Genomic DNA, 23,781 nt, shown 5'->3' with positions numbered 1-23,781 from the left:
TCGATCGATGATCCCGGTCACGTCCTTCGCCGGCAAGACGGTCGCGGTGTTCGGCCTCGGCGGCTCGGGGCTTGCGTCCTGTCACGCGTTGAAGGCGGGTGGCGCCGAGGTGATCGCCGCCGACGACAATGCCGAGAACGTCGCCAAGGCCGCGCAAGCGGGTTTCATCACCGCCGATTTGCGCAACGTCTCCTGGGCGAATTTCGCAGCGCTGGTGCTCGCGCCCGGCGTGCCGCTGACGCATCCGGTGCCGCACTGGAGCGCGCTGAAGGCGCGCGAGGTGGGCTGCGAGGTGATCGGCGATATCGAGCTGTTCTGCCGCGAGCGGCGGCGGCACGCGCCCAACGCCCCGTTCGTCGCGATCACCGGCACCAACGGCAAGTCGACCACGACGGCGCTGATCGCGCATCTCACAAAGGTCGCCGGCTACGACACCCAGATGGGCGGCAATATCGGCACCGCGATCCTGTCGCTGGAGCCGCCGCGCACGGGCCGCGTCCACGTCATCGAGATGTCGTCCTACCAGATCGACCTCACGCCCTCGCTCGATCCCTCCGTCGGCATCCTGCTCAATGTCAGCGAGGACCATATCGACCGTCACGGCACCATCGCGCATTACGCTGCGGTCAAGGAGCGCCTTGTCGCCAGCGTGCAGGCCGGCGGCACCTCGATCGTCGGCGTCGACGATGGTTTCTGCCGCGACATCGCCGACCGGCTCGACCGCGCCGGCAAGAACGTGGTGCGCATCTCCGTCAAGAACCCGCTGGCCTCCGGCATCCATGTCGAGCACGGCGCGATCGTGCGCACCGCGGGCGGCGCGAGGAGCGAGGTTGCAAAGCTCGGCGGCATCGGCTCGCTCCGCGGCCAGCACAACGCGCAGAACGCGGCCTGCGCCGCCGCCGCCGCGCTCGCGATGGGCATCAGCCTCGATGTGCTTCAGAACGGCCTGCGCAGCTTTCCCGGCCTTGCACATCGCATGGAGCAGGTCGGCCGCCGCGGCAACGTGCTGTTCGTCAACGACTCCAAGGGCACCAACGCCGATGCCACCGCGCATGCGCTGTCGTCCTTTGCCGATATCTTCTGGATCGCCGGCGGCAAGCCGAAGGCGGGCGGCATCACTGGCCTGACCGGCTACTTCCCGCGCATCCGCAAGGCCTATCTGATCGGCGAGGCCGCGCAGGAGTTTTCGGGAACGCTCGGCACGCAAGTGGCGCACGAGATCAGTCAGACCCTCGACGTCGCCGTCGAGCACGCCGCGCGCGACGCGGAAGCCTCGGGACTCACGGATGCGGTGGTGCTGCTGTCACCCGCCTGCGCGTCCTTCGACCAGTACCGCAACTTCGAGATCCGCGGCACCAAGTTCCGCGAACTGGTGCAGGCGCTGCCGGGTGTGAAGCCGGTGGTGTAGGGCACGGCTATTCTTGCTCCGCTGTCGTCGCCCGGCTTGACCGGGCGACCTATATCCCAGAGGCGGTGCTTGAGCCGGGAGGCCACGGCGTACTGGATGCCCCGGTTAAGCCGGGGCATGACGAGCATGTGAGGTCGGCGCTCGCCCCTATCTCGAAACATCCGCGTTTCCTTAACCCCCCGGTAACCAACCTCGGCGACCAATGGACCGACCTCTGTCCGAAAGCGGCCGCCCATGCTCTCCCGTGAAGAACGCACCCCCTTTTCCGAGTGGTGGTGGACCGTCGACAAGCCGTTGATGGGTGCCATCCTGGCGCTGATGCTGACCGGGGTGATCCTGTCGCTGGCGGCGAGCCCGCCGGTTGCGACCCGCATCGGGCTCGATCCCTTCCACTTCTTCAGCCGCCACGTGATGTTCCTGGCGCCGTCCTGCCTGGTGCTGCTCGGGGTGTCCTTCCTGTCGCCGCGCGCGATCCGTCGCTCGGCCCTGATCATCTTCGCGGCCAGCATCATCCTGATCGTGCTGACGCTCGCGATCGGCCCCGAAGTGAAGGGCTCGCGGCGCTGGATCACGCTGCTCGGCGTCAACATCCAGGCCTCCGAAATCGCAAAACCGTCCTTCGTCGTTGTCGCCGCCTGGCTGTTCGCGGAATCCACCAGGCGGCCGGAGATGCCGGCGACCTCGATGGCGCTGGTGCTGCTCTTGATGCTGGTCTCGCTGCTGGTGATGGAGCCCGATTTCGGCCAGACCATGCTGGTCCTGATGGTGTGGGGCTCGCTGTTCTTCATCGCGGGCATGCGCATGATCTGGGTGTTCGGCCTTGCTGGCGCCGCCGCGGCCGGTCTGTTCAGCGCTTATCTGTTCGTTCCGCACGTCGCCGGCCGCATCAAGCGCTTCATGAATCCGGCTTCCGGCGACACCTTCCAGGTCGATACCGCCATGGAAGCCTTCTACAACGGCGGATGGTTCGGGCTCGGGCCGGGCGAGGGCATCGCCAAGCGCAGCCTGCCGGACAGTCACACCGACTTCGTGTTCGCGGTGGCCGCCGAGGAGTTCGGCATCATTCTGTGCCTCGCGATGCTGGCGCTGTTCGCCTTCGTCGTGATCCGCACGCTGTCGCGCGCCTACGCCAATGAGGACATGTTCTCGCGCTTCGCCGCGTCCGGCCTTGCGATCCTGTTCGGCGTGCAGGCCGCGATCAACATGTCGGTCAACCTCCAGCTCATCCCCGCCAAGGGCATGACGCTGCCCTTCATCTCCTATGGTGGCTCCTCGATCGTGTCGCTGGCCTATGGTGTCGGCATGATGCTGGCGCTGACGCGGCTGCGCCCGCGCACCGAAGTCGAGGCGAGCGGCCACGCCGAGGCGATGCGCAGTTACGCGTAGTTCTTCGTCATTGCGAGCGAAGCGAAGCAATCCAGGCTGTCCCCGTGGAGGGATTCTGGATTGCTTCGCTTCGCTCGCAATGACGAGAAAGACCTTGTAAAAGGCGTCTTCATGGACACTTCCCCCCTGATTCTTCTCGCCGCGGGCGGCACCGGCGGCCATTTGTTTCCAGCCGAGGCGCTCGGTGTCGAGCTGATCCGGCGCGGCTTTCGCGTCCGCCTCGTCACGGACGAGCGGGCGCTGCGCTATAGCGGGCTGTTCAGCAAGGACATGATCGACGTCGTCTCGAGCGAGACCGCGCGTGGCCGCAATCCATTGCAGCTCGCCTATGCCGGCCTCACGCTCGCCGCCGGCACGCTGTCCGCCTACGGCCTGATCAAGCGATTGAAGCCCGTCGCGGTCGTCGGCTTCGGCGGCTATCCGACGCTGCCGCCGCTGGTCGCTGCGAAGTTTGCGGGCGTCCCTGGCATCATCCACGACGCCAATGCGGTGCTCGGCCGCGCCAACCGGTTCCTGTCGAGCCGCGTCCGTGCCATCGCGACGTCGCTGCCCGGCGTGCTCGACCGCGATCCGGCGCTGGCAGGCAAGACCACGACCGTGGGCACGCCGATGCGTCCGGCGATCCTCGCGGCAGCGGCCGTGCCCTATGTCGCGCCTGAAGCGAACGGACCGCTGCGCCTGCTCGTCGTCGGCGGCAGCCAGGGCGCACGCATCATGGCCGACATCGTCCCGGGTGCGATCGAGCGCCTTGAGCCTGCGCTGTGGAGCCGGCTCGTCCTGACCCAGCAGGTGCGCGACGAGGACACCACTCGCGTGCGCGCGGTCTACGACAAGCTCAGGATCAACGCCGAGCTCGCGCCCTTCTTCACCGACCTGCCGGCACGGCTCGCCTCCAACCATCTGGTGGTGTCGCGCTCCGGCGCCGGCACGGTCGCCGAACTCGCCGCGATCGGACGGCCCTCGATCCTGGTGCCGCTGCCCGGCTCGATCGACCAGGACCAGTTCGCCAATGCCGGCGTGCTGGCCAAGGTCGACGGCGCGATCCGTATCCCGCAGACCGAGTTCACCTCCGACCGGCTCGCCGCCGAGATTTCCGCCTTCGCCGCAGAGCCCGCGCGTCTTGCCTCCATGGCCGCAGCCGCGAAGGGGGCGGGGCGGCTCGATGCGGCCGAACGTTTGGCCGATCTGGTGGTCAAAGTCGCGGGAATCTGACGCGAAAAAGCCCTTGTCTTGGCCTTCCAAAGCGGGGCATCCAGTACCAACGGCGCGGCTGATTTGGCCGTGACCTTCGCCAGATGCCGCCTTTCCGGCGGCAAGGTCAGGGAACAGAGCATGAGACTGCCGCGCGAGATCGGACCCATCCACTTCGTCGGGATCGGCGGGATCGGCATGAGCGGTATCGCCGAGGTGCTGGTCAATCTCGGCTATGCCGTGCAGGGCTCGGACGCCTCCGACAATTACAATCTCGACCGTCTGCGCAAGGCGGGCGCAAAAGTCTCGGTCGGCCACAAGGCCGAGAATGTCGACGGCGCTGCGGTCGTCGTCGTGTCCACCGCGATCAAGCGCGACAATCCGGAACTGATGACGGCGCGCGAACGCCGCATTCCCGTGGTGCGCCGCGCCGAGATGCTGGCCGAGCTGATGCGGCTGAAGAGCTGCGTCGCCATAGCCGGCACCCATGGCAAGACCACCACGACCACGATGGTCGCAACGCTACTCGATGCCGGCGGCCTCGATCCCACCGTGATCAATGGCGGCATCATCAATGCCTATGGCTCGAATGCACGCCTCGGTGCCGGCGACTGGATGGTGGTCGAAGCGGACGAGAGCGATGGCACGTTCCTGAAGCTGCCGACCGATGTCGCGATCGTCACCAATGTCGACCCCGAGCATCTCGATCACTTCAAGACCTTCGAGGCGGTGCAGGACGCGTTCCGGCATTTTGTCGAGAACCTGCCGTTCTACGGCTTCGCCGTGATGTGCATCGACCATCCCGTCGTGCAGAGCCTCGTCGGCAAGATCGAGGATCGCCGCATCATCACCTACGGCGAAAATCCGCAGGCCGATGTGCGGCTCGTCGATCTCACCCCGATGGGCGGAGGTTCGAAGTTCAAAGTCGCGTTCCGCGATCGCAAGACCGGCGCCGTGCACGAGATCGCCGACCTCATGCTGCCGATGCCGGGACGCCACAACGCCTCCAACGCGACGGCCGCGATTGCGGTCGCGCGCGAGCTCGGCGTGTCGGACGAGGCGATCCGCAAGGCGATCGCAGGCTTCGGCGGCGTCAAGCGCCGCTTCACCAAGACCGGCGAGTGGAACGGCGTCACCGTGATCGACGATTACGGTCATCACCCCGTCGAGATCGCGGCCGTGCTGAAGGCGGCGCGGGAATCCACCAACGGCAAGATCGTCGCCGTGGTGCAGCCGCATCGCTACACCCGCCTGCAATCGCTGTTCGAGGAATTCTGCACCTGCTTCAACGATGCGGATGCGGTTGTTGTCGCCGATGTCTATGCCGCCGGCGAGGCGCCGATCGACGGCATCGACCGCGATCATTTCGTCGCCGGCCTGCGCGCCCATGGCCACCGCGAGGTGATCCCGCTGCCGGCAGCGCCGGAGCTCGCAGGTATCGTCAAGGGCCTGGCGAAGCCGGGCGATCTCGTCGTGTGCCTTGGCGCCGGCAACATCACGCAATGGGCGTATGCGCTGCCCGGCGAGTTGAAGGCGCTGGGGTAGGGCGGTGGGATTTCCCGACATCACCCCTGAACTCAAAGCCGCGATGCCGGACCTGCGCGGCCGGATGCTGGCCAACCAGTCGCTGGCCGAACTCACCTGGTTTCGGGTCGGTGGTCCCGCGCAGCTGCTGTTCACGCCGGCGGATGAGGACGATCTCGCTTACTTCCTCGCGCATCTTGCGTCCGACATTCCCGTCTATGTCGTCGGCGTCGGCTCCAACCTGATCGTGCGCGACGGTGGCATTGCTGGCGTGGTGATTCGGCTGGCGCCGCGCGCCTTTGGCGAGGCGAGCGCGAGCGGCGATGTCGTCACCGCTGGAACTGCCGCGCTCGACAAGCGCGTGGCGGAAGTGGCGGCCTCCGCCAATATCGGCGGGCTCGAATTCTACTTCGGCATTCCCGGCACCATCGGCGGTGCGCTGCGCATGAATGCGGGCGCCAATGGCGGCGAGACCAAGGACGTGTTGATCGAGGCGCGAGGTATCGGGCGCGACGGCACGAAACACGTGTTCTCCAACGCCGACATGAAGTTCGTCTACCGCAACAGCGGCGTCGATCCCTCCATCATCTTCACCTCCGCGCGCTTTCGCGGCGAGATCAGGGATTCTGATGCGATCCGCGCGCGCATGGCGGAGGTGCAGACCCATCGCGAGACCGCGCAGCCGATCCGCGAAAAGACCGGCGGCTCGACCTTCAAGAACCCGCCCGGCCATTCCGCCTGGAAGCTGGTCGACGCCGCCGGTTGCCGCGGCCTGCGCGTCGGCGGCGCGCAGGTCTCGGAGATGCACTGCAATTTCCTGATCAACACGGGCGATGCCACCGCGCACGACATCGAGACGCTGGGCGAGACCGTGCGCGAACGGGTGAAGGCAAACTCCGGAATTGAGCTACATTGGGAAATCAAGCGGATTGGTGTTTCTGCGTGAGTGTCATTCCGGGGCTCGCGAAGCGAGAGCCCGGAATCCATCGGTCTGCAGAGACGGTGGAGAAATGGATTCCGGGCTCGCGACTTCGTCGCGTCCCGGAATGACGAACTGGAGAGATTGCGGACTATGAACATGCGCATCACCATCCTCTTCGGCGGCTCCAACCGCGAGCGTCTGGTTTCGGTCGCCTCAGCCCAGGCGCTACATCAGGCGCTGCCCGAGGCCGATCTCTGGTGGTGGGACGTCGAGGACAAGGTGCATGTCGTGCAGTCGAAGCAACTGCTCGAGCACGCCCGTCCGTTCGAGGACGAGTTCAAGCCCGGCACATCAGGCATTCCGCTGGGGCAGGCGCTCGACCAGGCCAAGGCGGAGGGCCGCGTGCTGGTGCTCGGCCTGCATGGCGGGCGCGCCGAGAATGGCGAATTGCAGGTGATGTGCGAGGCGCGCGGCGTGCCTTTCACCGGATCGGGCTCGGCTTCCTCGCATCTCGCCTTCGACAAGATCGCGGCCAAGCATTTCGCCGCGCTCGGCGGCGTGACGCCGCCGGCCAATGTTGCGCTGGACAAGATCGACGAGGCCTTCGCCGAATACGGCCGGCTGATCGCAAAGCCGGCGCGCGACGGCTCGAGCTACGGCCTGATCTTCGTCAACGCCAGGCAGGATCTCGTCGCCGTCCGCAATGCCGCGAAGCACGAAGACTATGTGATCGAGCCCTACATCGCGGGCGTCGAGGCCACCTGCGGCGTGCTGGAGCGTACCGACGGCTCGATCATGTCGCTGCCGCCGATCGAGATCATTCCGGGCGAGGGCAATTTCGACTACGCCGCAAAATATCTCCTGAAGTCGACCCAGGAGATCTGCCCCGGCCGTTTTTCACCCGAGATCACCGCTGCGCTGAAGGAGCAGGCAATGCTGGCGCATCGCGCGATGTCCTGCACCGGCTATTCCCGCTCGGACTTCATCGTCTCCGACAGGGGCCTGATCTATCTCGAGACCAACACGCTGCCCGGGTTGACCAAGTCCTCGCTCTACCCGAAGGCGCTGAAAGCCGAAGGCATCGAGTTCGTCGACTTCCTGCGCGGCCTGGTCGAGCTCGCCGGGCGGGGCGTGAGAAAATAATTAGGACTGGTTAACGGCCGAACCGGCGAAACGGCCGGTTTTGGAACCCAAAACCGGTAAAATGCCGGACATCGCGGCATAAATGCCTCACAAGCCTGGGCAAAACGCATCCGGCGTTAACGAAGTTTACCTTTTGTTTACCAGGACGTCCGAAGGTTAACGCTGGCGGCGCATATGACGCTTTGGCTGCCGGCGCGTGGGCTGTTGCGGGTGATGTCACCTCCAGCGAACGCTTTGAAGGGGAGAGGTTTTCTTCTTCTGAAGACCAGCACCCGGCCCGGCAAGTCCGAGACGTCATGTTCGCCAGGACCCGCGCGATGTCGCGGGCTAACTGTTGACGAGCTCGTGCAATGGATGGTGCAGGCAGCCTCACCCGGTCGTTTCTGAGATCGCTGAGGCCCCAAGCTGACCTGAAGGCGGCCGCTATCGGAGCGGTCGTGCTTCTGCGCGAGTGGGTGCAGGACAAGCGTGACCAGAAGCGCGCTGTCGCCCAGAACAAGATCAGGTCCAAGACCAAGGCCAAGCCCGTCGTCGAGCGCGAGCCGCCGCCGCGCGTGGTTGCGCTGGTCGAGCGCTACGCGCCGCGCCGGGTCGGGATCACCATGACCGTTCTGCTGCTGGCCGGAAGCTGCGGCTTCGGCATCGTCAGGGGGGGCCACCTCCAGGATTTCATCGCCGCGGTCAGCGACACCCGCAACGCGCTGGCCAATTCCGCGGGCTTCCGCATCACCTCGGTCGTGATCAACGGCCGCAAGCAGCTCAGCCAGGACGAGATCCTCGCGGTCGGCGGGGTCAGCGGCCGCTCCTCGCTGCTGTTCCTTGACGCCGACGTCGTGCGCGACAAGCTCAAGGCCAATCCCTGGATTGCGGATGCGACCGTGCTGAAGCTCTATCCGGGCCGGCTCATGATCGACATCACCGAGCGCCAGGCGTTCGCGCTGTGGCAGGAGGCCGGCCGGCTCTCCGTCATCGCCGATGATGGTGCGGTGCTCGAGCCCTACGTCTCGCGCCGGTTCCTGTCGCTGCCGCTCGTGGTCGGCAAGGGTGCCGACACCCAGGCGCGCGATTTCCTGGCGCTGCTGGCGCGCTATCCGCAGATCAATTCGGTGACCAAGGCCGCGATCTATGTCGGTGAGCGGCGCTGGAACCTGAGGCTCAAGGATGGCCTCGACATCCGTCTGCCCGAGCAGGACGTCGGCAACGCCCTCGCGACGCTGTCCAGGCTCGACAAGGAGGACAAGCTGTTCTCCCGCGACATCGTCGCCGTCGACATGCGCCTGCCCGATCGCCTGGTGGTGCAGCTGTCCGACGACGCCGCCAAGGCGCGCGAGGACCTGTTCAAAGACAAGAAGAAAAAGAAGGCCGGGGACGCCGCATGACCGGTCTTGATCGCACCCAGACCCCGAAGACACGCCCGATGCCGCACAAGCGCGGCGGCATCGTCGCCTGCCTCGACATCGGCACCAGCAAGATCGCCTGCATGATTGCGCGGCTGAAGCCGTCGGCGGCGAGCGACGCCTTGCGCGGCCGTACCCATGCGGTGGAATTGATCGGTTACAGCCAGATCCAGTCGCGCGGCATGAAGGCCGGCGCGGTGATCGATCTTGCCGAATGCGAGCAGGCGGTGCGCCAGGCCGTCGGGCTGGCGGAGAAGATGGCCAAGGTGCGGGTCGAGTCCGTGCTGCTGTCGGTCTCCGGCGGCCGGCTTTCCGGCCAGCTGGTCGAAGCTGCCGCCGACATCCGCGGCGGCGCCGTGACGCCGGCCGATGTCAGCCGCGTCACCTCCACCGGCATGCGTCACGCCACCGGCGAGGGCCGCACCGTGCTGCACGCGCTGCCGGTCGGCTATACGCTCGACGGCGTCAAGGGCATCCGCGATCCGCGCGGCATGGTCGCGCATCAGTTCGGCGTCGACATGAACGTCGTCACCTGCGAGGCAACCGTTGCCCGCAACCTGATGCTGGCGGTGGAGCGCTGCCACATCAATGTCGAAGCCATGGCGGCGAGCCCCTATGTGGCCGGCCTGTCGGTGCTGACCGACGACGAGGCCGATCTCGGCGCCGCGGTCGTCGAGATGGGCGCGGGCACCACCACCATCGCGGTCTATTCCGGCGGCCGCTTCGTGCATGCGGCGGGCTTTGCGGTCGGCGGGCAACACATCACGATGGATCTCGCGCGCGGACTCTCCGCGACCATTGCCGATGCCGAGCGAATCAAGACGTTATATGGGACCGTCATCACCGGCGGATCGGACTCGCGTGAGCTGATGTCTGTACCGACAGCCGGTGACGAGCAGGATCTGCCGCAGATCGTCTCCCGCGCGACCATCGCCAACATCGTCAAGCACCGTGCCGAGGAAGTCTTCGAAATGGTTCGGGACAAGCTGAAGGATTCGCCCTTCGCCTCAGAGCCGAACGGCCGCGTCGTGCTCTCCGGCGGCGCCTCGCAGCTCACCGGACTCGTCGAACTCGGTACCCAGATTCTCGGCCGGCCCGTGCGGGTCGGACGTCCGCTCGGTTTCGGCCGGCTGCCCAACGAGGCGAAGAACGCCGCGTTCGCGGTGCCGGCCGGGCTCCTCGTCTACCCGCAATATGTTCATCACGAGCATGTCGAACCGCGGCATACGCGGCAGCAGGTCAAGACAGGGACGGGCGGTTATTTTGGAAAGGTCGGACGATGGCTACGCGAGGGCTTCTGATGAACCGGTTCCGCAACCTTCGCATTTCACCAACTCCCGCGGCCGCCGGCCGGGGCGAACCCACGCGCGCGTGATCGAGAGGCAAACATGACCATCAGCATCAATGTTCCTGATATTCACGAATTGAAGCCCCGGATCACCGTGTTCGGCGTCGGCGGCGCCGGTGGCAACGCCGTCAACAACATGATCACGGCGGGTCTCCAGGGCGTCGACTTCGTGGTCGCCAACACCGACGCGCAGGCGCTGACGATGTCGAAGGCGCAGCGCATCGTGCAGATGGGCACGGCGGTCACGCAAGGCCTCGGCGCGGGTTCGCAGCCGAACGTCGGCGCGGCGGCGGCGGAAGAGGTGATCGACGAACTGCGCGACCATCTCTCGGGCGCCAACATGGTGTTCGTCACCGCCGGCATGGGCGGCGGCACCGGCACCGGTGCTGCACCCGTCATCGCCAAGACCGCGCGCGACATGGGCATCCTCACCGTCGGCGTCGTGACCAAGCCGTTCCACTTCGAGGGCGGCCGCCGCATGCGCACCGCCGAGGCCGGCATCAACGAGTTGCACAAGGTCGTCGACACGCTCCTGATCATCCCGAACCAGAACCTGTTCCGGGTCGCCAACGAGAAGACCACCTTCGCCGACGCCTTCGCGATGGCCGACCAGGTGCTTTACTCCGGCGTTGCCTGCATCACCGACCTGATGGTCAAGGAAGGTCTGATCAACCTCGACTTCGCCGACGTTCGCGCCGTCATGCGCGAGATGGGCAAGGCGATGATGGGCACGGGCGAAGCTTCCGGTGACAAGCGCGCGCTGACCGCCGCTGAAGCCGCGATCGCCAACCCGCTGATCGACGATAGCTCGATGAAGGGCGCCAAGGGCCTCCTGATCTCGATCACCGGCGGCAAGGACCTGACTCTGTTCGAGGTTGACGAAGCCGCGACCCGCATCCGCGAGGAAGTCGACCAGGACGCCAACATCATCGTCGGTGCCACCTTCGACGAAGCGCTCGACGGCCTGATCCGCGTCTCGGTCGTTGCCACCGGCATCGAGCAGGCAACGATCGCCCGCAACACCCAGGCCACCAGCGCCCCGGTCGCGAACGCGGCGCCGCAGCAGATCCAGCAGGTGCAGCAGGCTCCCGCTGCTCCGGCCGCCGCTGCCGAGAGCCGTCTCGCCGACCTGACCGCGCGTCTGCGTGCCGACAATCAGCGCATGGCCGAGCGCGCCCAGAGGCTGGAAGCCCAGATCCCGGCCGCAACCCCGGGTGCTGCCGCGCCGACCGCGCCGCGTCCGAATGTCGAGCGCGCCGCGCTGGCCGCCATCGCGGCTGCCGTTGCCGAGGTCCCGCAGGCGCCCGCGCCGATGCAGACCTATGGCGACGTCACGGTGCGCCCGATCGCGCAGAAGCCGACGCTGTTTCCGGAGCCTGACATGGCCCCGGTCGCGATGCAGGAACCGATGACGCCGGATACCTTCATCCCGCCGCAGGCCGAGCGAGGGCCGGTCCGTGCCCCTCGGATGCCGCGTATCGACGAACTGCCGATGCCGGCCCAGGCCGAGCTTCGTCAGGCCCGCGGCGAGGTTGAAGAAGAGACCCCGCAGAAGACCCGCCTGTCGCTGCTCCAGCGCCTCGCCAATGTCGGCCTCGGCCGTCGCGACGAGGAGAGTGAGGCGCCGGTCGCAGCCCGCACCACCGGTCCCGCGATGCCGCCGCTCCCCGATCGCCGGCCCCAGAAGACCGTGGCACAGCAAATCGCGGCGAGCGAACCGGTATCGGAGTATGCCCGCCGTCCTGCGCCTCAGGGCCTGGACATGCATGGCCGCCCGGCGCCTGTTGCGCCGGCGCCACAGGGTGACGACCATCTTGATATCCCCGCCTTCCTGAGACGTCAGGCGACGTGAGGATTGTTACAATAAGGCTGACGAAAAAAGGTCCCGGCGGGAAGCTCGCCGGGACCTTTCCTTTAGTCCCGTGCATGTCCGGATTGCGGCACCAAACAACTGATTTTAAATCATTAATTACGCATTTGGTGGTTCAGTAAAACTGCCGATAACGGTCCCGAACTCCGGCGCAATTTGGTTAAGCCTTGGCGCGAATACGGCAGGTTTGGGGTAACAATCGGTAAAAAAGCGTGAGTTGGCGCTGTTTGAGGCTGTGACTATGGTTTGCCGTGACTTGGGGATACGGAGATTCGCAACCGTCGGCACTGGCCGGCCAAGCGGGCCTGGTATAAGTCGCAGTGGGTCGTAGTGGGGCGGATTCCTGATGAAATTTAGCCGGCAAACAACGCTTCGTGCGCAAGCCACCGTGGCCGGCGTAGGCGTTCATTCCGGTCTTCCCGTCACTCTCACGGTTGGGCCTGCGCCCGTCGATGCGGGGTTTGTTTTTGTCCGCACCGGCCTTGAGGGAAGTGACCGTGAGATCCAGGCGACCGCCGACCAGGTGATCGCGACCGACTTCGCCACCGTCCTCGGCGATCGTGACGGCCCGTTGGTTTCCACCGCCGAGCACGTGCTCGCTGCGCTGCGGGGCATGGGCGTCGACAACGCCACCATCGAGATCGACGGTCCGGAAGTGCCGATCATGGACGGCAGCGCCGCGGCTTTCATTGCCGCGATCGAGCAGGCCGGCATCGTCAGCCAGCCGGCACAGCGCCGCTTCATTCAGGTTTTGAAGCCGATCTCGGCCAAGGTCGGTGACTCCTTCGGCGAGATCCGGCCCTACGCCAACGGGTTCCGCGTTGATATCGAGATCGACTTCACGAATCCCGTCATCGGCCAGCAGAGCTACGGCTTCGACCTGAGCCCGGAGCGCTTCCGCCGCGAAGTCGGCCGCGCCCGGACATTCGGCCTGATGTGCGACGTCGCCCGGCTCTGGAGCGCGGGTTACGCACTCGGCGCTTCCTTCGACAATACCGTCGTGTTCGACGACGAGCGGCTGCTCAACACCGAGGGCCTGCGCTACGCCGACGAATGCGCCCGCCACAAGGTGCTGGACGTGATCGGCGATCTCGCGCTGGCCGGCCTGCCGCTGCTTGGCGCCTACCGCTCGGTGCGCGGCGGCCACAAGCTCAACCACGCTGTCCTGACCGCGCTGCTCGCCGACCGTACCGCCTGGCGGGTGGTCGAGGGCGAGGCGGTCCGCCGCACCACGCGTCCCGTGGGCGAAGTCGGTCGTGGCATCGTCGGCGGCCGGATCGCCGCGGCCTACGGGCCGGACGTGTCCTGACGAGACCTGTCGCCACTGGCGCTCTGTTGCCGCCTGCGTTTGGCGGCGGCTTTCCCCGGGAAACTCCTGGTAACGATGATCGGCTAGGATTGCGGCGCGTTCGCCTTAATCCGGGCGAAATGCCTGCCTATCCGGTTGGTTCGAGATCGTTTTTCGGTTACACGGCGTGGTCGCATGGCAGGCGCCACGGCTACATTTCGCGCCCATGACGGGGTTCATGGGCTGGCGGACACCGCATCACAGGGCGTCAGGGCTTAAATTCATGTCGGCACAGCGTATGACGCGCGGATATCTCTCGGTGTCGCCTGGAGTCCGCGGGCTGCTTCAAGCCGCCACCTTCGTGGTGCTCGCGCTGCCGCTGGCCGGCTGCGGCACCGGCGCACTCTGGGACAAGTTCACCGCCAAGGACGACACCTTCGTCGAGGAGCCCGCCGACAAGATCTATAATGAGGGCCTGTACCTCATGAACGAGAAGAAAGACATGAAGGGGGCGAACAAGAAGTTCGAAGAGGTCGACCGCCAGCATCCTTATTCCGACTGGGCCCGCAAATCGCTGCTGATGTCGGCCTATGCCTCCTACCAGGGCGGAGACTATGATGGCTGCATCGGCGCCGCGACCCGCTACGTCACGCTGCACCCCGGCAGCCCGGACGCGGCCTATGCGCAGTACCTGATCGCCGCCTCCCACTACGACCAGATCCCGGACATCAGCCGCGACCAGGCCCGCACCGAGAAAGCGATCGCCGCGCTGGAAGAGGTGAACCGCAAATATCCGAACTCGGAATATGCGACCTCGGCCAAGGCCAAGATCGAGGGTGCGCGCGACCAGCTCGCCGGCAAGGAAATGAATGTCGGTCGCTACTACATGCAGAAGCGCGACTACACGGCGGCGATCAACCGCTACAAGGCCGTCGTCACGCAGTACCAGACCACCCGCCATGTCGAGGAGGCGCTGTTCCGGCTCACCGAGGCCTATATGACGATCGGCATCGTCGCCGAGGCGCAGACCGCAGCCGCGGTGCTTGGCCACAATTTTCCTGACAGCCGCTGGTACAAGGACGCCTATAATCTTGTAAAATCCGGGGGTCTCGAGCCGAGCGAGAATCAGGGTTCCTGGATGAGCAGGGCCTTCAAGAAGATAGGCCTATAGTCTCGGCTAGGAAATTTGATTCCATGCTGGCGCGTCTGTCGATCCGTGACATCGTCCTGATCGAGCGGCTCGATATCGAATTCGCCACCGGACTTGCGGTTTTGACCGGTGAGACCGGTGCGGGCAAATCCATCCTGCTCGATGCCTTTGCACTGGCGCTCGGCGGCCGCGGCGACGCCGGGCTCGTGCGCCATGGCGCGGAGCAGGGGCAGGTCACCGCCGTCTTCGATATCCCCAAAAATCACCCCGCGACGAAGATTCTGGCCGAGAACGGCCTGGATGATACCGGCGAGATGATTCTCCGCCGGGTGCAACTCGCCGACGGCCGCACCCGCGCCTTCATCAACGACCAGTCGATCAGCGTGCAGACGCTGAAGGCGGTCGGTGCCGCCCTGGTCGAGATCCACGGCCAACATGACGAGCGTGCACTGGTCGACGCCGCCACCCACCGCCGCCTGCTTGACGCCTTTGCCGGGCTCGAAAAGGACGTCACCGCGGTCGAAGCGCTCTGGGACGCGCGCCGCACGGCCAGCGCCGCGCTGGAAGAGCACCGCGCCGCCATGGAGCGCGCCGCGCGCGAGGCGGACTATCTGCGCCACGCCTCCGACGAGCTGAAGCAGCTCGCGCCCAAGGAAGGCGAGGAGACCTCGCTGGCCGGTCGCCGCACCACCATGATGCAGGGCGAGAAGATCGCCTCCGATTTGCGCGAGGCGCAGGAAGCCGTCGGCGGCAATCATTCGCCGGTCGCCTCGCTGTCGGCCGCCGTGCGCCGGCTGGAGCGGCGCGGCGTCAACTCGCCGGCGCTGGTCGAACCTGCCGTGAAGGCGATCGACGCCGCGATCAACGCACTGGAGGAAGCCGATCAGCATCTCCTGGCCGCCCTCGCCGCGACCGACTTCGACCCGGGCGAGCTCGAGCGCATCGAGGAGCGGCTGTTCGCGCTGCGTGCCGCCTCGCGCAAATATTCGACGCCGGTCGATGGCCTCGCCGCGCTTGCCGCCAAATACGCTGCCGATGTCGTCCTGATCGATGCCGGTGCTTCGCGGTTGAAGAAGCTGGAGCAGGCGGCGATCGAGGCTGACGCGCGCTATGCCGCTGCCGCCAAGAAACTGTCGATGGCGCGGCAGAAGTCGGCGGACAAGCTCAACAAGGCGGTCAACGCCGAGCTCGCGCCGCTCAAGCTCGAACGCGCCAAGTTCATGACGCAGGTCGAGACCGATGAGGCCGCGCCGGGCCCGCAAGGTTTCGACCGCGTCGAGTTCTGGGTGCAGACCAATCCCGGCACCAAGCCGGGACCGATGATGAAGGTCGCTTCCGGCGGCGAGCTCTCGCGCTTCCTGCTGGCGCTCAAGGTCGTGCTGTCCGACCGCGGCTCGGCGCCGACGCTGGTGTTCGACGAAATCGACACCGGGGTCGGCGGTGCGGTCGCGGACGCCATCGGTGGGCGGCTCGCGCGGCTTGCCGGCAAGGTGCAGGTGATGGCCGTGACCCACGCCCCGCAGGTCGCCGCCCGTGCCGGCCAGCATCTGCTGATCTCCAAGGACGCCCTCGACAAGGGCAAGCGCGTCGCCACCCGCGTCAATGCGCTGGCCGCCGACCACCGCCGCGAGGAGATCGCCCGCATGCTCGCCGGCGCCGAGATCACGGCCGAGGCGAGAGCGGCCGCCGAACGGCTGCTCAAGGCGGCGAGTTAGACTTGTGTCCCGGGCGCGCGTAGCGCGAGCCGGGACCCGGAATGCCGCCACATAGGCCCCGGCTCTGCAGCGCGCCGCTCCGCGCTGCGCAGCGTCCGGGGCACGAGACCAACCGCCTTTACCCTCCCGCCCGCTCCGTCGTATCCAAGCACCATGGCAAGAGCAGCAAAATCCAAAGCAAGGCCGCTTCGCGACGTCGCCGACCTCACCAAGGCGCAGGCCAAGGTCGAGCACATGCGGCTCGCGCTCGAACTCGAAGAGCACGACAGGCGCTACTATCAAGAGGACGCGCCCACCGTGACCGACGCCGAGTACGACGCGTTGCGCCAGCGCTTCAACGCGATCGAAAAGCGCTTTCCGGATTTCGTCAGCGCGGAGTCGCCGTCCCAGAAAGTCGGCGCGGCGCCGTCGGGTCGCTTCAGGAAAGTCCGCCATTCCGTTCCGATGCTGTCGCTCGACAACGCGTTTGCCGAAGAGGACGTCCGCGACTTCGTCGGCCGCATCGTGCGCTTCCTGAAGCTCGACGACGACAAGGTCGATTTCTCGGCCGAGCCGAAGATCGACGGCCTCTCGATGTCGCTGCGCTACGAGGGCGGCGAGCTCGTCACCGCGGCGACCCGCGGTGATGGCGCTGAAGGCGAGGACGTCACCGCCAACATCCGTACGCTCGAAGACGTGCCGCAGAAGCTGAAAGGCCGCAACGTCCCCGACGTCTGCGAGGTGCGCGGCGAGGTCTACATGACCAAGAAGGCGTTCCTTGCGCTCAACGAGCGGCAGAAGGCGGAAGGCAGCACCATCTTCGCCAATCCGCGCAATTCGGCCGCAGGCTCGCTCCGGCAGAAGGACCCGACCATCACCGCCTCGCGCCCCCTGGGCTTCTTCGCCTATGCCTGGGGCGAGATGAGCGCGATGCCTGAGGGTACGCAGAGCGGCATGATCGGCTGGTTCGAGCGCTGCGGCTTCAAGACCAATCCGTTGACCAGGCTCTGTCATTCCGTCGAAGAACTGCTCGCGTTCCATCATTCGATCGAGGAGCAGCGCGCAAAACTCGATTACGACATCGACGGCGTCGTCTACAAGGTCGACCGCATCGACTGGCAGGAACGGCTCGGCTTCGTCTCACGCACGCCGCGCTGGGGCATCGCGCACAAATTTCCGGCCGAGCGCGCCGTGACGGTGCTGCGCGACATCGAGATCCAGGTCGGCCGCACCGGCTCGTTCACGCCGGTCGGCAAGCTCGAGCCGGTCGGCGTCGGCGGCGTGATCGTGCAGAACGTCACCCTGCACAACGAGGACTACATCAAGGGCATCGGCAACAAGGGTGAGGTGCTGCGTGAGGGGCGCGACATCAGGATCGGCGACACCGTCGTGATCCAGCGTGCCGGCGACGTCATCCCGCAGGTGGTCGACGTCGTTCTCGACAAGCGGCCGAAGACGGCCAAGGAATTCCATTTCCCGACGACGTGCCCGTGCCCGCTGCACACCGACGTCACGCGCGAGGAGACGGCGGCCGGCGAAGAGGGCTCGCGCGCCCGCTGCACCGGCGAGTTCGCCTGTCCCTATCAGAAGATCGAGCACCTCAAGCTGTTCGTGTCGCGGCGCGCCTTCGACATCGACGGTCTTGGCGAGAAGCAGCTCCAGTATTTCTTCGACGAGGAGTGGGTGAAGGAGCCCGCCGACATCTTCACGCTGGAGAAGCGCAATGCCAAGCTGAAGCTCGAGGAGATCGAGGGCTACGGCGCAACGTCGGTGCGCAACCTGTTCGGCGCCATCGAGAGCCGGCGCAAGATCGCGCTGGAGCGCTTCGTCTATGCGCTCGGGATGCGTCATGTCGGCGAGACCACGGCGCTGGCGCTCGCACGCGGCTATGGCTCGTGGGACGCTTTCCACGACGCCTGTCTCAAGGTCGCCAAGGGCGACGAGGAGGCGATGGCCGAGATGGACGCGCTGGACCAGATCGGCGACACCGTGATCAAGAGCATCGCCGACTATTTCGGCGAGAGCCACAATCGCGGCATCGTCGAGCGCCTGACCAAGGAAGTCGAGATCATCGACGCCGAGAAGCCGAAGAGCAACTCCGCCGTCGCCGGCAAGACGGTGGTGTTCACGGGGGCGCTGGAGAAGATGACGCGCGACGAGGCTAAGGCCACCGCGGAGCGTCTGGGGGCGAAGGTGTCGGGCTCGGTCTCGAAGAAGACCGACCTCGTCGTCGCCGGCCCCGGCGCGGGCTCCAAGCTCGCGGAAGCCAACAAACACGGCGTCAAGGTGTTGACCGAGGACGAGTGGCTGACGCTGATCGGGGAGTGAGGTTTTCTTTCGTCATTGCGAGGAGCGCAGCGACGAAGCAATCCAGACTATATCCGCGGTCACAGTCTGGATTGCTTCGCTGCGCTCGCAATGACGGGGCTTGCGCTCCTGCGCCCCTCACATCATCCCGCTCTCTTCCTCTTCCGCCTGCTCGATCAACTCCTCGCTCACCACCAATTCGCGGCGGGGGACGACGAAGATCATCATGCAGGCGCAGAGCAGCGAGATCGCCAGCACCGCGGAGGTCAGCGGCAGCGTGGTGGCGGAGTGGCCGCCGAGATAGGCGCCGAATTGCGACATCAGCGCGCCGATGCCCTGCTGGAGGAAGCCCATCGCGCCTGACGCGGTGCCTGCGGCTTCAGGGCGGATGCTGATGGCGCCGGCGGCCGAGTTCGCCATCACGAAGGCATTGCCGACCATCACGATCATCTGCGTGCCGAACAGCCAGGCGGGCGCCTCGTTCCAGCCGGTGAAGCTCCAGAGCAGGTTCAACAGGCTGCCGCAGAGTTGCAGGCCAAGCCCGAACCAGATCAGCCTTTCCAGCGAGTGTCGCGGCGCGAAGCGGACGCAGAGCAGATTGCCGACGAGATATGCGAAGCCGGTCGTGGCGAACCAGGCGCCATATTCAGCGCTGGTCCGGCCCATCTGCGTGACGACGATGTAGGGGCCGCCGCCGGCGAAGGTGAAGATAATCTGGGACGCCAGCACCTGGCACATCACATAGCCGATGAAGGCGCGGCTCTTGATCAGGGTGCCGACGTCGCTGCGAAAGCCGCCGCTGCCGACCGCGCGATCGCGGCGGGTCTCGGGCAGCGCGATCGCGATGCCGACGGCGACCGCGATCGCGCCGATCGTGACGGCGTAGAAGATCGTCCGCCAGCCGAATGCGGTCTCGATCAAGCCGCCGGTGAGCGGTGAGACCATCTGGCCGATCATGAGCGCTGCGACGACGAGGCTGATCATGGAGGCGACGCGGTCGCGCTCGTAGATATCGCGGATGATGGCGCGGCTCACCACCATGCCGGAGGCGCCGCCGAGCGCCTGGAAGAAGCGCGCCGCGATCAGTTGCGGCAGGGTTTCGGCGAAGATGCAGGCGATGCTCGCCGCGACCATCAGCGCGAGGCCGCCAAGCAGCACCGGACGCCGGCCGAATTTGTCCGACAGCGGTCCCATGATGAGCTGCGACAGTGCGATGCCGACCATGTACAGCGACACCGTCATCTGCGCGATCGAGATGTCGCGGCCGAACGTCGTCGCCAGCACGGGCAGCGCCGGAACCAGGATGTAGAGCGAGATCGGCGCGATCCCGGTCATGACGACCAGCAGCAGCAACACCACGCGCGAGGTCGCGATGTTTTTCGTCGCCGCGTCCGGCGGCCTGCTGATCATGCCGTGCATAGTCGTCCGTCTTTCGAAGTCGAATCGACTGTAGCGTGCTCGCACAAGACGGATATCTGCGTTTCGGAATGCGGCTATTCGGATTTCGGGACGGTTACGATGAGGGCACGATGGCGACCGATTGGGCGCGCGTCTCGCTCCAGAAATGAGATGTCATTCCCAGCGAAAGCGGGGAATCCAGTACGCCGTGGCTTCTCCGCATACGGTTTCTGCCTCTGGAATACTGGATGCCCCGCCTTCGCGGGGCATGACAGTCATGGTGGCAAAGGAGCCGTGCGCAAATCGCGTAGCGCTATGCGTCTCGGAATGGTGAGCTTACGCCTTCAGCTCCGCCGTCGCCTGATCGAGCCAGGCCTTCGTCGCTTCGTCCAGCGCCGGTCGCACCTCGGCCCTCACGCGCGCGTGGTAGGCGTTCAGCCAGTCGAGCTCGTCCTTGCTCAGCATCGCGACATCGATCAGCCGGCGGTCGATCGGTGCCAGCGTCAGCGTCTCGAACGCGTTCATCGGCTTTTCCGCGCCCTCGATGTCGGCGCCGACCACCAGCTCGAGGTTCTCGATGCGGATGCCGAAGCCGTCGGTCTTGTAATAGCCGGGCTCGTTGGAGAGGATCATGCCGCGCTTCAGCGGCGTCGTGCCGAGCTTCGAGATCCGCGCCGGTCCTTCGTGCACACTGAGATAGCTGCCGACGCCGTGGCCGGTGCCGTGCTCGAAATCGACGCCGGCGGCCCAGAGATATTGCCGCGCCAGCGTGTCGAGCTGCGCGCCGGTGGTGCCGTCGGGAAACACCGCGCGCGCGATCGCGATGTGGCCCCGCAGCACGCGGGTGAAGCGGTCGTGCATCTCGCCGGTCGGTTCGCCCACGGCCATCGTGCGGGTGACGTCGGTGGTGCCGTCTTCATATTGCGCACCGGAATCGATCAGCAGCAGATCGCCCGGTGCGATGCGCCGGTTGCTCTTGCGAGTGACGCGGTAGTGCACGATGGCGCCGTTCGGGCCGGTGCCTGATATGGTCGGGAACGAGACGTCCTTCAGCGCGCCGGTGTCGCGGCGGAACGTCTCAAGCGCCTCGACCGCGTCGATCTCGGTCAGCTTGCCGCTTGGCGCCTCGCGGTCGACGAAGGCGAGGAAGCGCGCCAGCGCCACGGCGTCGCGGCGGTGCGCCGTCCGTGTGCCCTTGATCTCGGTCGCGTTCTTGACCGCTTTCAGCAGCGCAATCGGATCGCTGCCGCGCACCGGCTTGCCGCCGGCGCTTGCAATCAGCCGGCTGAGCGCGTCGGCCGCGGTGGCATTGTCGAGCGCGATCGCGGCGCCGCTCTTGGCCAGCGCCATCAGCGTCGGCGCCATCGCATCGGGCTCGCGCACGTCGGCGGACTGCTCCAGATGGTCGCGGGTCAAATTGGAGAGTTTTCGGTGGTCGATGAACACGGTCGGGCGGCCGTCCTTCGGCACCAGCGCGTAGGACAGCGGCAACGGCGTATGAGCGACGTCGGCGCCACGGATGTTGAAGGTCCAGGCCACGGCGTGGCTGTCGGAGAGCACCAGCGCGTCGACGCCGAGCTTGGCGATCTCGCTTTTGATTTGCGTGATCTTCTCGGCCTCGGCGACCCCGGCGTTTTGCAGGCTGTGCACGGCGACCGGGGCCAGCGGCGGCTGTGGCCGGTCCTGCCAGATCGCGTCGACCGGGTTGCTGTCGACCGCGACGAGCTCGGCGCCGGCCTTGGCGCAGGCGGCGGCGAGGCGCTCGGCTGCCGAAGAAGTGTGCAGCCACGGATCAAATCCGAGGCGGTCGCCGGCCTTCAGATGCGTCGACACCCAGCTCTCCGGCGGCGGATCGATCAGCGATTCCACCGCCCAGGCCTTTGCGTCGACCTGCTTGGCCGCCTGGATCGTGTAGCGGCCGTCGACGAAGACCGCGGCCTCATGCGTCAGCACCACCGCCAATCCCGCCGAGCCGGTAAAGCCGGTCAGCCACGCCAGCCGCTCCTCCGAGGGGGGCACATATTCGTTCTGCTGCTGGTCGGCGCGCGGAACGACGAAGCCGGTCAGCTTGCGGCGGGCGAGTTCCTCACGGAGCGCGGCCAGGCGCGCTGTCAATGCGACGCCGGCCTCGGGCTCCTCGAATGTCTGGAAGTGTGCTTCGAACATGGCTCAGTTTAGGATCATGACGATCAGTCCGCAATGTAGACGCATTTGGGGTCGCATCTGGCACGGACCGTGCTTGAAAATGTTCCATTCGAATTGAGTGGAGTACAGGATGCAGCAGTTGCGCTTCGTCCGGATAACAGGGAAATTCGAGCGAGTGGTTCATCTCAACGGCGAGGGGACACACGATGCCAGCGTTCATGTTTGAGAAGATTTCGCCGCCGGCCCACCGCGCCCCGGCCGCAACGACACCGAAGAAGCCGCGCGGCCTCATCAGCCAGATGATCGACCGTTTCGCCGAGCGCCGCGCCAGGCGTGCCTTGCAAAACGAACGCACGATGAGGCGGGACGAGAAGCCGGCGGAGTAGGGCGGTGTTCGTTCACCTCGCCCCGCTTGCGGGGAGAGGTCGGATTGCGAAGCAATCCGGGTGAGGGGGACTCTCCGCGAGTCCAACTCTCACCGTCGCTGCGGAGGCAGCCCCTTGCCCCAACCCTCTCCCCGTAAGAACGGGGCGAGGGGCGCAGTACCGCCGCGGACGCAGCTCAACCAACCTTCCTCAGCAACAAACTGCTCCACCCCTCGATCCGCAGGTGCCGCAGCGGCACGAGGCCGCGTGCGCGGTAGGCGGCGGTCACGGCGGGGGCCTGGTGGGTCAAGAGGCCGGAGAGGATGACGCGCGCGCCGGGCGCGAGGTGCCGCGCCATCGGGCCGGCCAATTGCCTTAACGGGTTGGCAAGGATGTTGGCCAGGACCAGGTCGAACGGGCCGCATCTGGCAAAGTCCGGTGCGGCAAATCCGGTGGCGCGGATCACCCGCACCTGGTTGCCGACGTGGTTCAGCGTCGCGTTCTCGGCTGCCACCCGCACCGACGGCGGGTCGATGTCGGAGGCGAGCACCCCGCGATGCAGCGCCTTCGCTGCGGCGATGCCCAGCACGCCGGTGCCGGTGCCGAGGTCGAGCAGGTTCCTCGGCCGGGAACTCTTCAGGACGTGGTCAAGCAACAGTAAACAGCCGCGGGTGGTGCCGTGGTGGCCGGTGCCGAAGGCGAGCGCTGCCTCAATCTCGATGGCAAGCTTGTTCGGCGCGACGCGGTCGCGGTCGTGGCTGCCGTGCACGACGAAGCGGCCGGCCGGCACCGGGACGAGATCTTCGAGGCTCGCCTTGACCCAGTCCTTGGCCTCGACGATGTCGAAGATGAGTGTTTCGGCGATGTCGTTTCCTGCTGTAGTTACAACGAGTTCGCGCAGCCATGCCTGATCGGGCGCGTCGGCGAAATGGAGCGTGACATCCCACTGTCCGTCCGGCCGCTCGAAGGCGGCGACTGCCGCATCGCCGTCGAAAAAGACCTCCGTGAGCACGTCGACGACGCGCTTGGCCGCGGCCTCGGTGCCGATCGAAAAGCAGACGCGATGAGTGGGAGAAAGCTGCATTCTAGGGTTCCGTCAGTTCAATTTTTGGAACTTTTGTTCCCAATTTTCCGTACAACTTGCAGGTTCCGATTTAACCTGACTGCAGGTTGTGTCCCGTAGATTTCCGGGTGTTGGATCCAGCCAACGCATCCTGGAATTGAAACGGAGGCGAGTCTTGAAGA

The 23,781-nt window shown here is 66.1% G+C and carries 17 protein-coding genes; 14 read left to right on the top strand and 3 right to left on the bottom strand.

The features are described from left to right. The first annotated feature begins 7 nt into the window (after positions 1-7). The 13 genes from murD (at position 8) to ligA (ending at position 18,649) form a co-directional block, all read left to right on the top strand. Positions 8-1,408: a UDP-N-acetylmuramoyl-L-alanine--D-glutamate ligase gene (murD, locus tag ACKWRH_RS35270; protein WP_445217278.1), complete on the top strand. Its 1,401-nt coding sequence runs from the start codon at positions 8-10 to the stop codon at positions 1,406-1,408. 234 nt (positions 1,409-1,642) lie between these two features. Then, positions 1,643-2,794, top strand: coding sequence for a putative lipid II flippase FtsW (gene ftsW, locus ACKWRH_RS35265; RefSeq protein WP_445217277.1), 1,152 nt, complete (start codon positions 1,643-1,645; stop codon positions 2,792-2,794). 111 nt (positions 2,795-2,905) lie between these two features. Further along, a complete protein-coding gene (gene murG / locus ACKWRH_RS35260; protein ID WP_445217276.1) occupies positions 2,906-4,006 on the top strand; it encodes an undecaprenyldiphospho-muramoylpentapeptide beta-N-acetylglucosaminyltransferase in 1,101 nt (366 codons plus the stop codon). A gap of 120 nt (positions 4,007-4,126) precedes the next feature. Next, a complete protein-coding gene (gene murC, locus ACKWRH_RS35255) occupies positions 4,127-5,530 on the top strand; it encodes a UDP-N-acetylmuramate--L-alanine ligase (RefSeq protein ID WP_445217275.1) in 1,404 nt (467 codons plus the stop codon). A 4-nt stretch (positions 5,531-5,534) separates the two neighbouring features. Beyond that, the gene (gene murB / locus ACKWRH_RS35250) at positions 5,535-6,455 is read left to right on the top strand and encodes a UDP-N-acetylmuramate dehydrogenase (protein ID WP_445217274.1); all 921 of its coding nucleotides are present in this window, start codon (positions 5,535-5,537) and stop codon (positions 6,453-6,455) included. 132 nt (positions 6,456-6,587) lie between these two features. After that, entirely contained in the window at positions 6,588-7,574 is a 987-nt protein-coding gene (locus ACKWRH_RS35245; protein WP_282525396.1) for a D-alanine--D-alanine ligase family protein, read from the top strand. 350 nt (positions 7,575-7,924) lie between these two features. Next, entirely contained in the window at positions 7,925-8,953 is a 1,029-nt protein-coding gene (locus ACKWRH_RS35240) for a cell division protein FtsQ/DivIB (protein ID WP_445217273.1), read from the top strand. Then, positions 8,950-10,272 carry a cell division protein FtsA gene (gene ftsA, locus ACKWRH_RS35235; protein ID WP_445217272.1) on the top strand — a complete coding sequence of 441 codons (1,323 nt, stop codon included), beginning with the start codon at positions 8,950-8,952 and terminating at the stop codon, positions 10,270-10,272. The genes ACKWRH_RS35240 and ftsA overlap by 4 nt, the downstream gene beginning before the upstream one ends. A gap of 87 nt (positions 10,273-10,359) precedes the next feature. Beyond that, positions 10,360-12,171, top strand: coding sequence for a cell division protein FtsZ (ftsZ, locus tag ACKWRH_RS35230; protein ID WP_445217271.1), 1,812 nt, complete (start codon positions 10,360-10,362; stop codon positions 12,169-12,171). Between the two features lie 364 nt (positions 12,172-12,535). Then, entirely contained in the window at positions 12,536-13,498 is a 963-nt protein-coding gene (gene lpxC / locus ACKWRH_RS35225; protein WP_445217270.1) for a UDP-3-O-acyl-N-acetylglucosamine deacetylase, read from the top strand. Between the two features lie 262 nt (positions 13,499-13,760). Next, on the top strand, positions 13,761-14,648 hold the full coding sequence (locus tag ACKWRH_RS35220; protein WP_039153039.1) for an outer membrane protein assembly factor BamD: 888 nt from the start codon (positions 13,761-13,763) through the stop codon (positions 14,646-14,648). Between the two features lie 23 nt (positions 14,649-14,671). Then, a complete protein-coding gene (gene recN, locus ACKWRH_RS35215; protein ID WP_282525401.1) occupies positions 14,672-16,342 on the top strand; it encodes a DNA repair protein RecN in 1,671 nt (556 codons plus the stop codon). Between the two features lie 153 nt (positions 16,343-16,495). After that, positions 16,496-18,649, top strand: a complete 2,154-nt coding sequence (gene ligA, locus ACKWRH_RS35210) for an NAD-dependent DNA ligase LigA (RefSeq protein WP_445217269.1) — start codon at positions 16,496-16,498, stop codon at positions 18,647-18,649. Between the two features lie 117 nt (positions 18,650-18,766). Here the strand turns inward: ligA and ACKWRH_RS35205 are convergent, their stop codons facing one another. Together ACKWRH_RS35205 and ACKWRH_RS35200 are read right to left on the bottom strand one after the other, a co-directional pair. Then, positions 18,767-20,047, bottom strand: coding sequence for a multidrug effflux MFS transporter (locus ACKWRH_RS35205; RefSeq protein ID WP_445217268.1), 1,281 nt, complete (start codon positions 20,045-20,047; stop codon positions 18,767-18,769). Between the two features lie 315 nt (positions 20,048-20,362). Further along, positions 20,363-22,192, bottom strand: a complete 1,830-nt coding sequence (locus ACKWRH_RS35200) for an aminopeptidase P family protein (RefSeq protein ID WP_445217267.1) — start codon at positions 22,190-22,192, stop codon at positions 20,363-20,365. Between the two features lie 185 nt (positions 22,193-22,377). Here ACKWRH_RS35200 and ACKWRH_RS35195 point away from each other — a divergent pair, with 185 nt between their 5' ends. Then, positions 22,378-22,557, top strand: a complete 180-nt coding sequence (locus ACKWRH_RS35195; RefSeq protein WP_445217266.1) for a hypothetical protein — start codon at positions 22,378-22,380, stop codon at positions 22,555-22,557. Positions 22,558-22,732: 175 nt separating this feature from the next. Here the strand turns inward: ACKWRH_RS35195 and ACKWRH_RS35190 are convergent, their stop codons facing one another. Beyond that, a complete protein-coding gene (locus tag ACKWRH_RS35190; protein WP_445217265.1) occupies positions 22,733-23,620 on the bottom strand; it encodes a 50S ribosomal protein L11 methyltransferase in 888 nt (295 codons plus the stop codon). Positions 23,621-23,781 lie beyond the last annotated feature (161 nt).

The sequence above is a fragment of the Bradyrhizobium sp. Pa8 genome, from assembly GCF_052588265.1.
This window is presented reverse-complemented; position numbering and strand designations above follow the sequence as displayed.

Excerpts from the sequence above, each read along its gene's own strand:
- murD (WP_445217278.1), top strand. The coding sequence starts at position 8 with ATGATCCCGGTCACGTCCTTCGCCGGCAAGACGGTCGCGGTGTTCGGC.
- ftsW (WP_445217277.1), top strand. The coding sequence starts at position 1,643 with ATGCTCTCCCGTGAAGAACGCACCCCCTTTTCCGAGTGGTGGTGGACC.
- murG (WP_445217276.1), top strand. The coding sequence starts at position 2,906 with ATGGACACTTCCCCCCTGATTCTTCTCGCCGCGGGCGGCACCGGCGGC.
- murC (WP_445217275.1), top strand. The coding sequence starts at position 4,127 with ATGAGACTGCCGCGCGAGATCGGACCCATCCACTTCGTCGGGATCGGC.
- ACKWRH_RS35245 (WP_282525396.1), top strand. The coding sequence starts at position 6,588 with ATGCGCATCACCATCCTCTTCGGCGGCTCCAACCGCGAGCGTCTGGTT.
- ACKWRH_RS35240 (WP_445217273.1), top strand. The coding sequence starts at position 7,925 with ATGGATGGTGCAGGCAGCCTCACCCGGTCGTTTCTGAGATCGCTGAGG.
- ftsA (WP_445217272.1), top strand. The coding sequence starts at position 8,950 with ATGACCGGTCTTGATCGCACCCAGACCCCGAAGACACGCCCGATGCCG.
- ftsZ (WP_445217271.1), top strand. The coding sequence starts at position 10,360 with ATGACCATCAGCATCAATGTTCCTGATATTCACGAATTGAAGCCCCGG.
- lpxC (WP_445217270.1), top strand. The coding sequence starts at position 12,536 with ATGAAATTTAGCCGGCAAACAACGCTTCGTGCGCAAGCCACCGTGGCC.
- ACKWRH_RS35220 (WP_039153039.1), top strand. The coding sequence starts at position 13,761 with ATGTCGGCACAGCGTATGACGCGCGGATATCTCTCGGTGTCGCCTGGA.
- recN (WP_282525401.1), top strand. The coding sequence starts at position 14,672 with ATGCTGGCGCGTCTGTCGATCCGTGACATCGTCCTGATCGAGCGGCTC.
- ligA (WP_445217269.1), top strand. The coding sequence starts at position 16,496 with ATGGCAAGAGCAGCAAAATCCAAAGCAAGGCCGCTTCGCGACGTCGCC.
- ACKWRH_RS35205 (WP_445217268.1), bottom strand. The coding sequence starts at position 20,047 with ATGCACGGCATGATCAGCAGGCCGCCGGACGCGGCGACGAAAAACATC.
- ACKWRH_RS35200 (WP_445217267.1), bottom strand. The coding sequence starts at position 22,192 with ATGTTCGAAGCACACTTCCAGACATTCGAGGAGCCCGAGGCCGGCGTC.
- ACKWRH_RS35195 (WP_445217266.1), top strand. The coding sequence starts at position 22,378 with ATGCCAGCGTTCATGTTTGAGAAGATTTCGCCGCCGGCCCACCGCGCC.
- ACKWRH_RS35190 (WP_445217265.1), bottom strand. The coding sequence starts at position 23,620 with ATGCAGCTTTCTCCCACTCATCGCGTCTGCTTTTCGATCGGCACCGAG.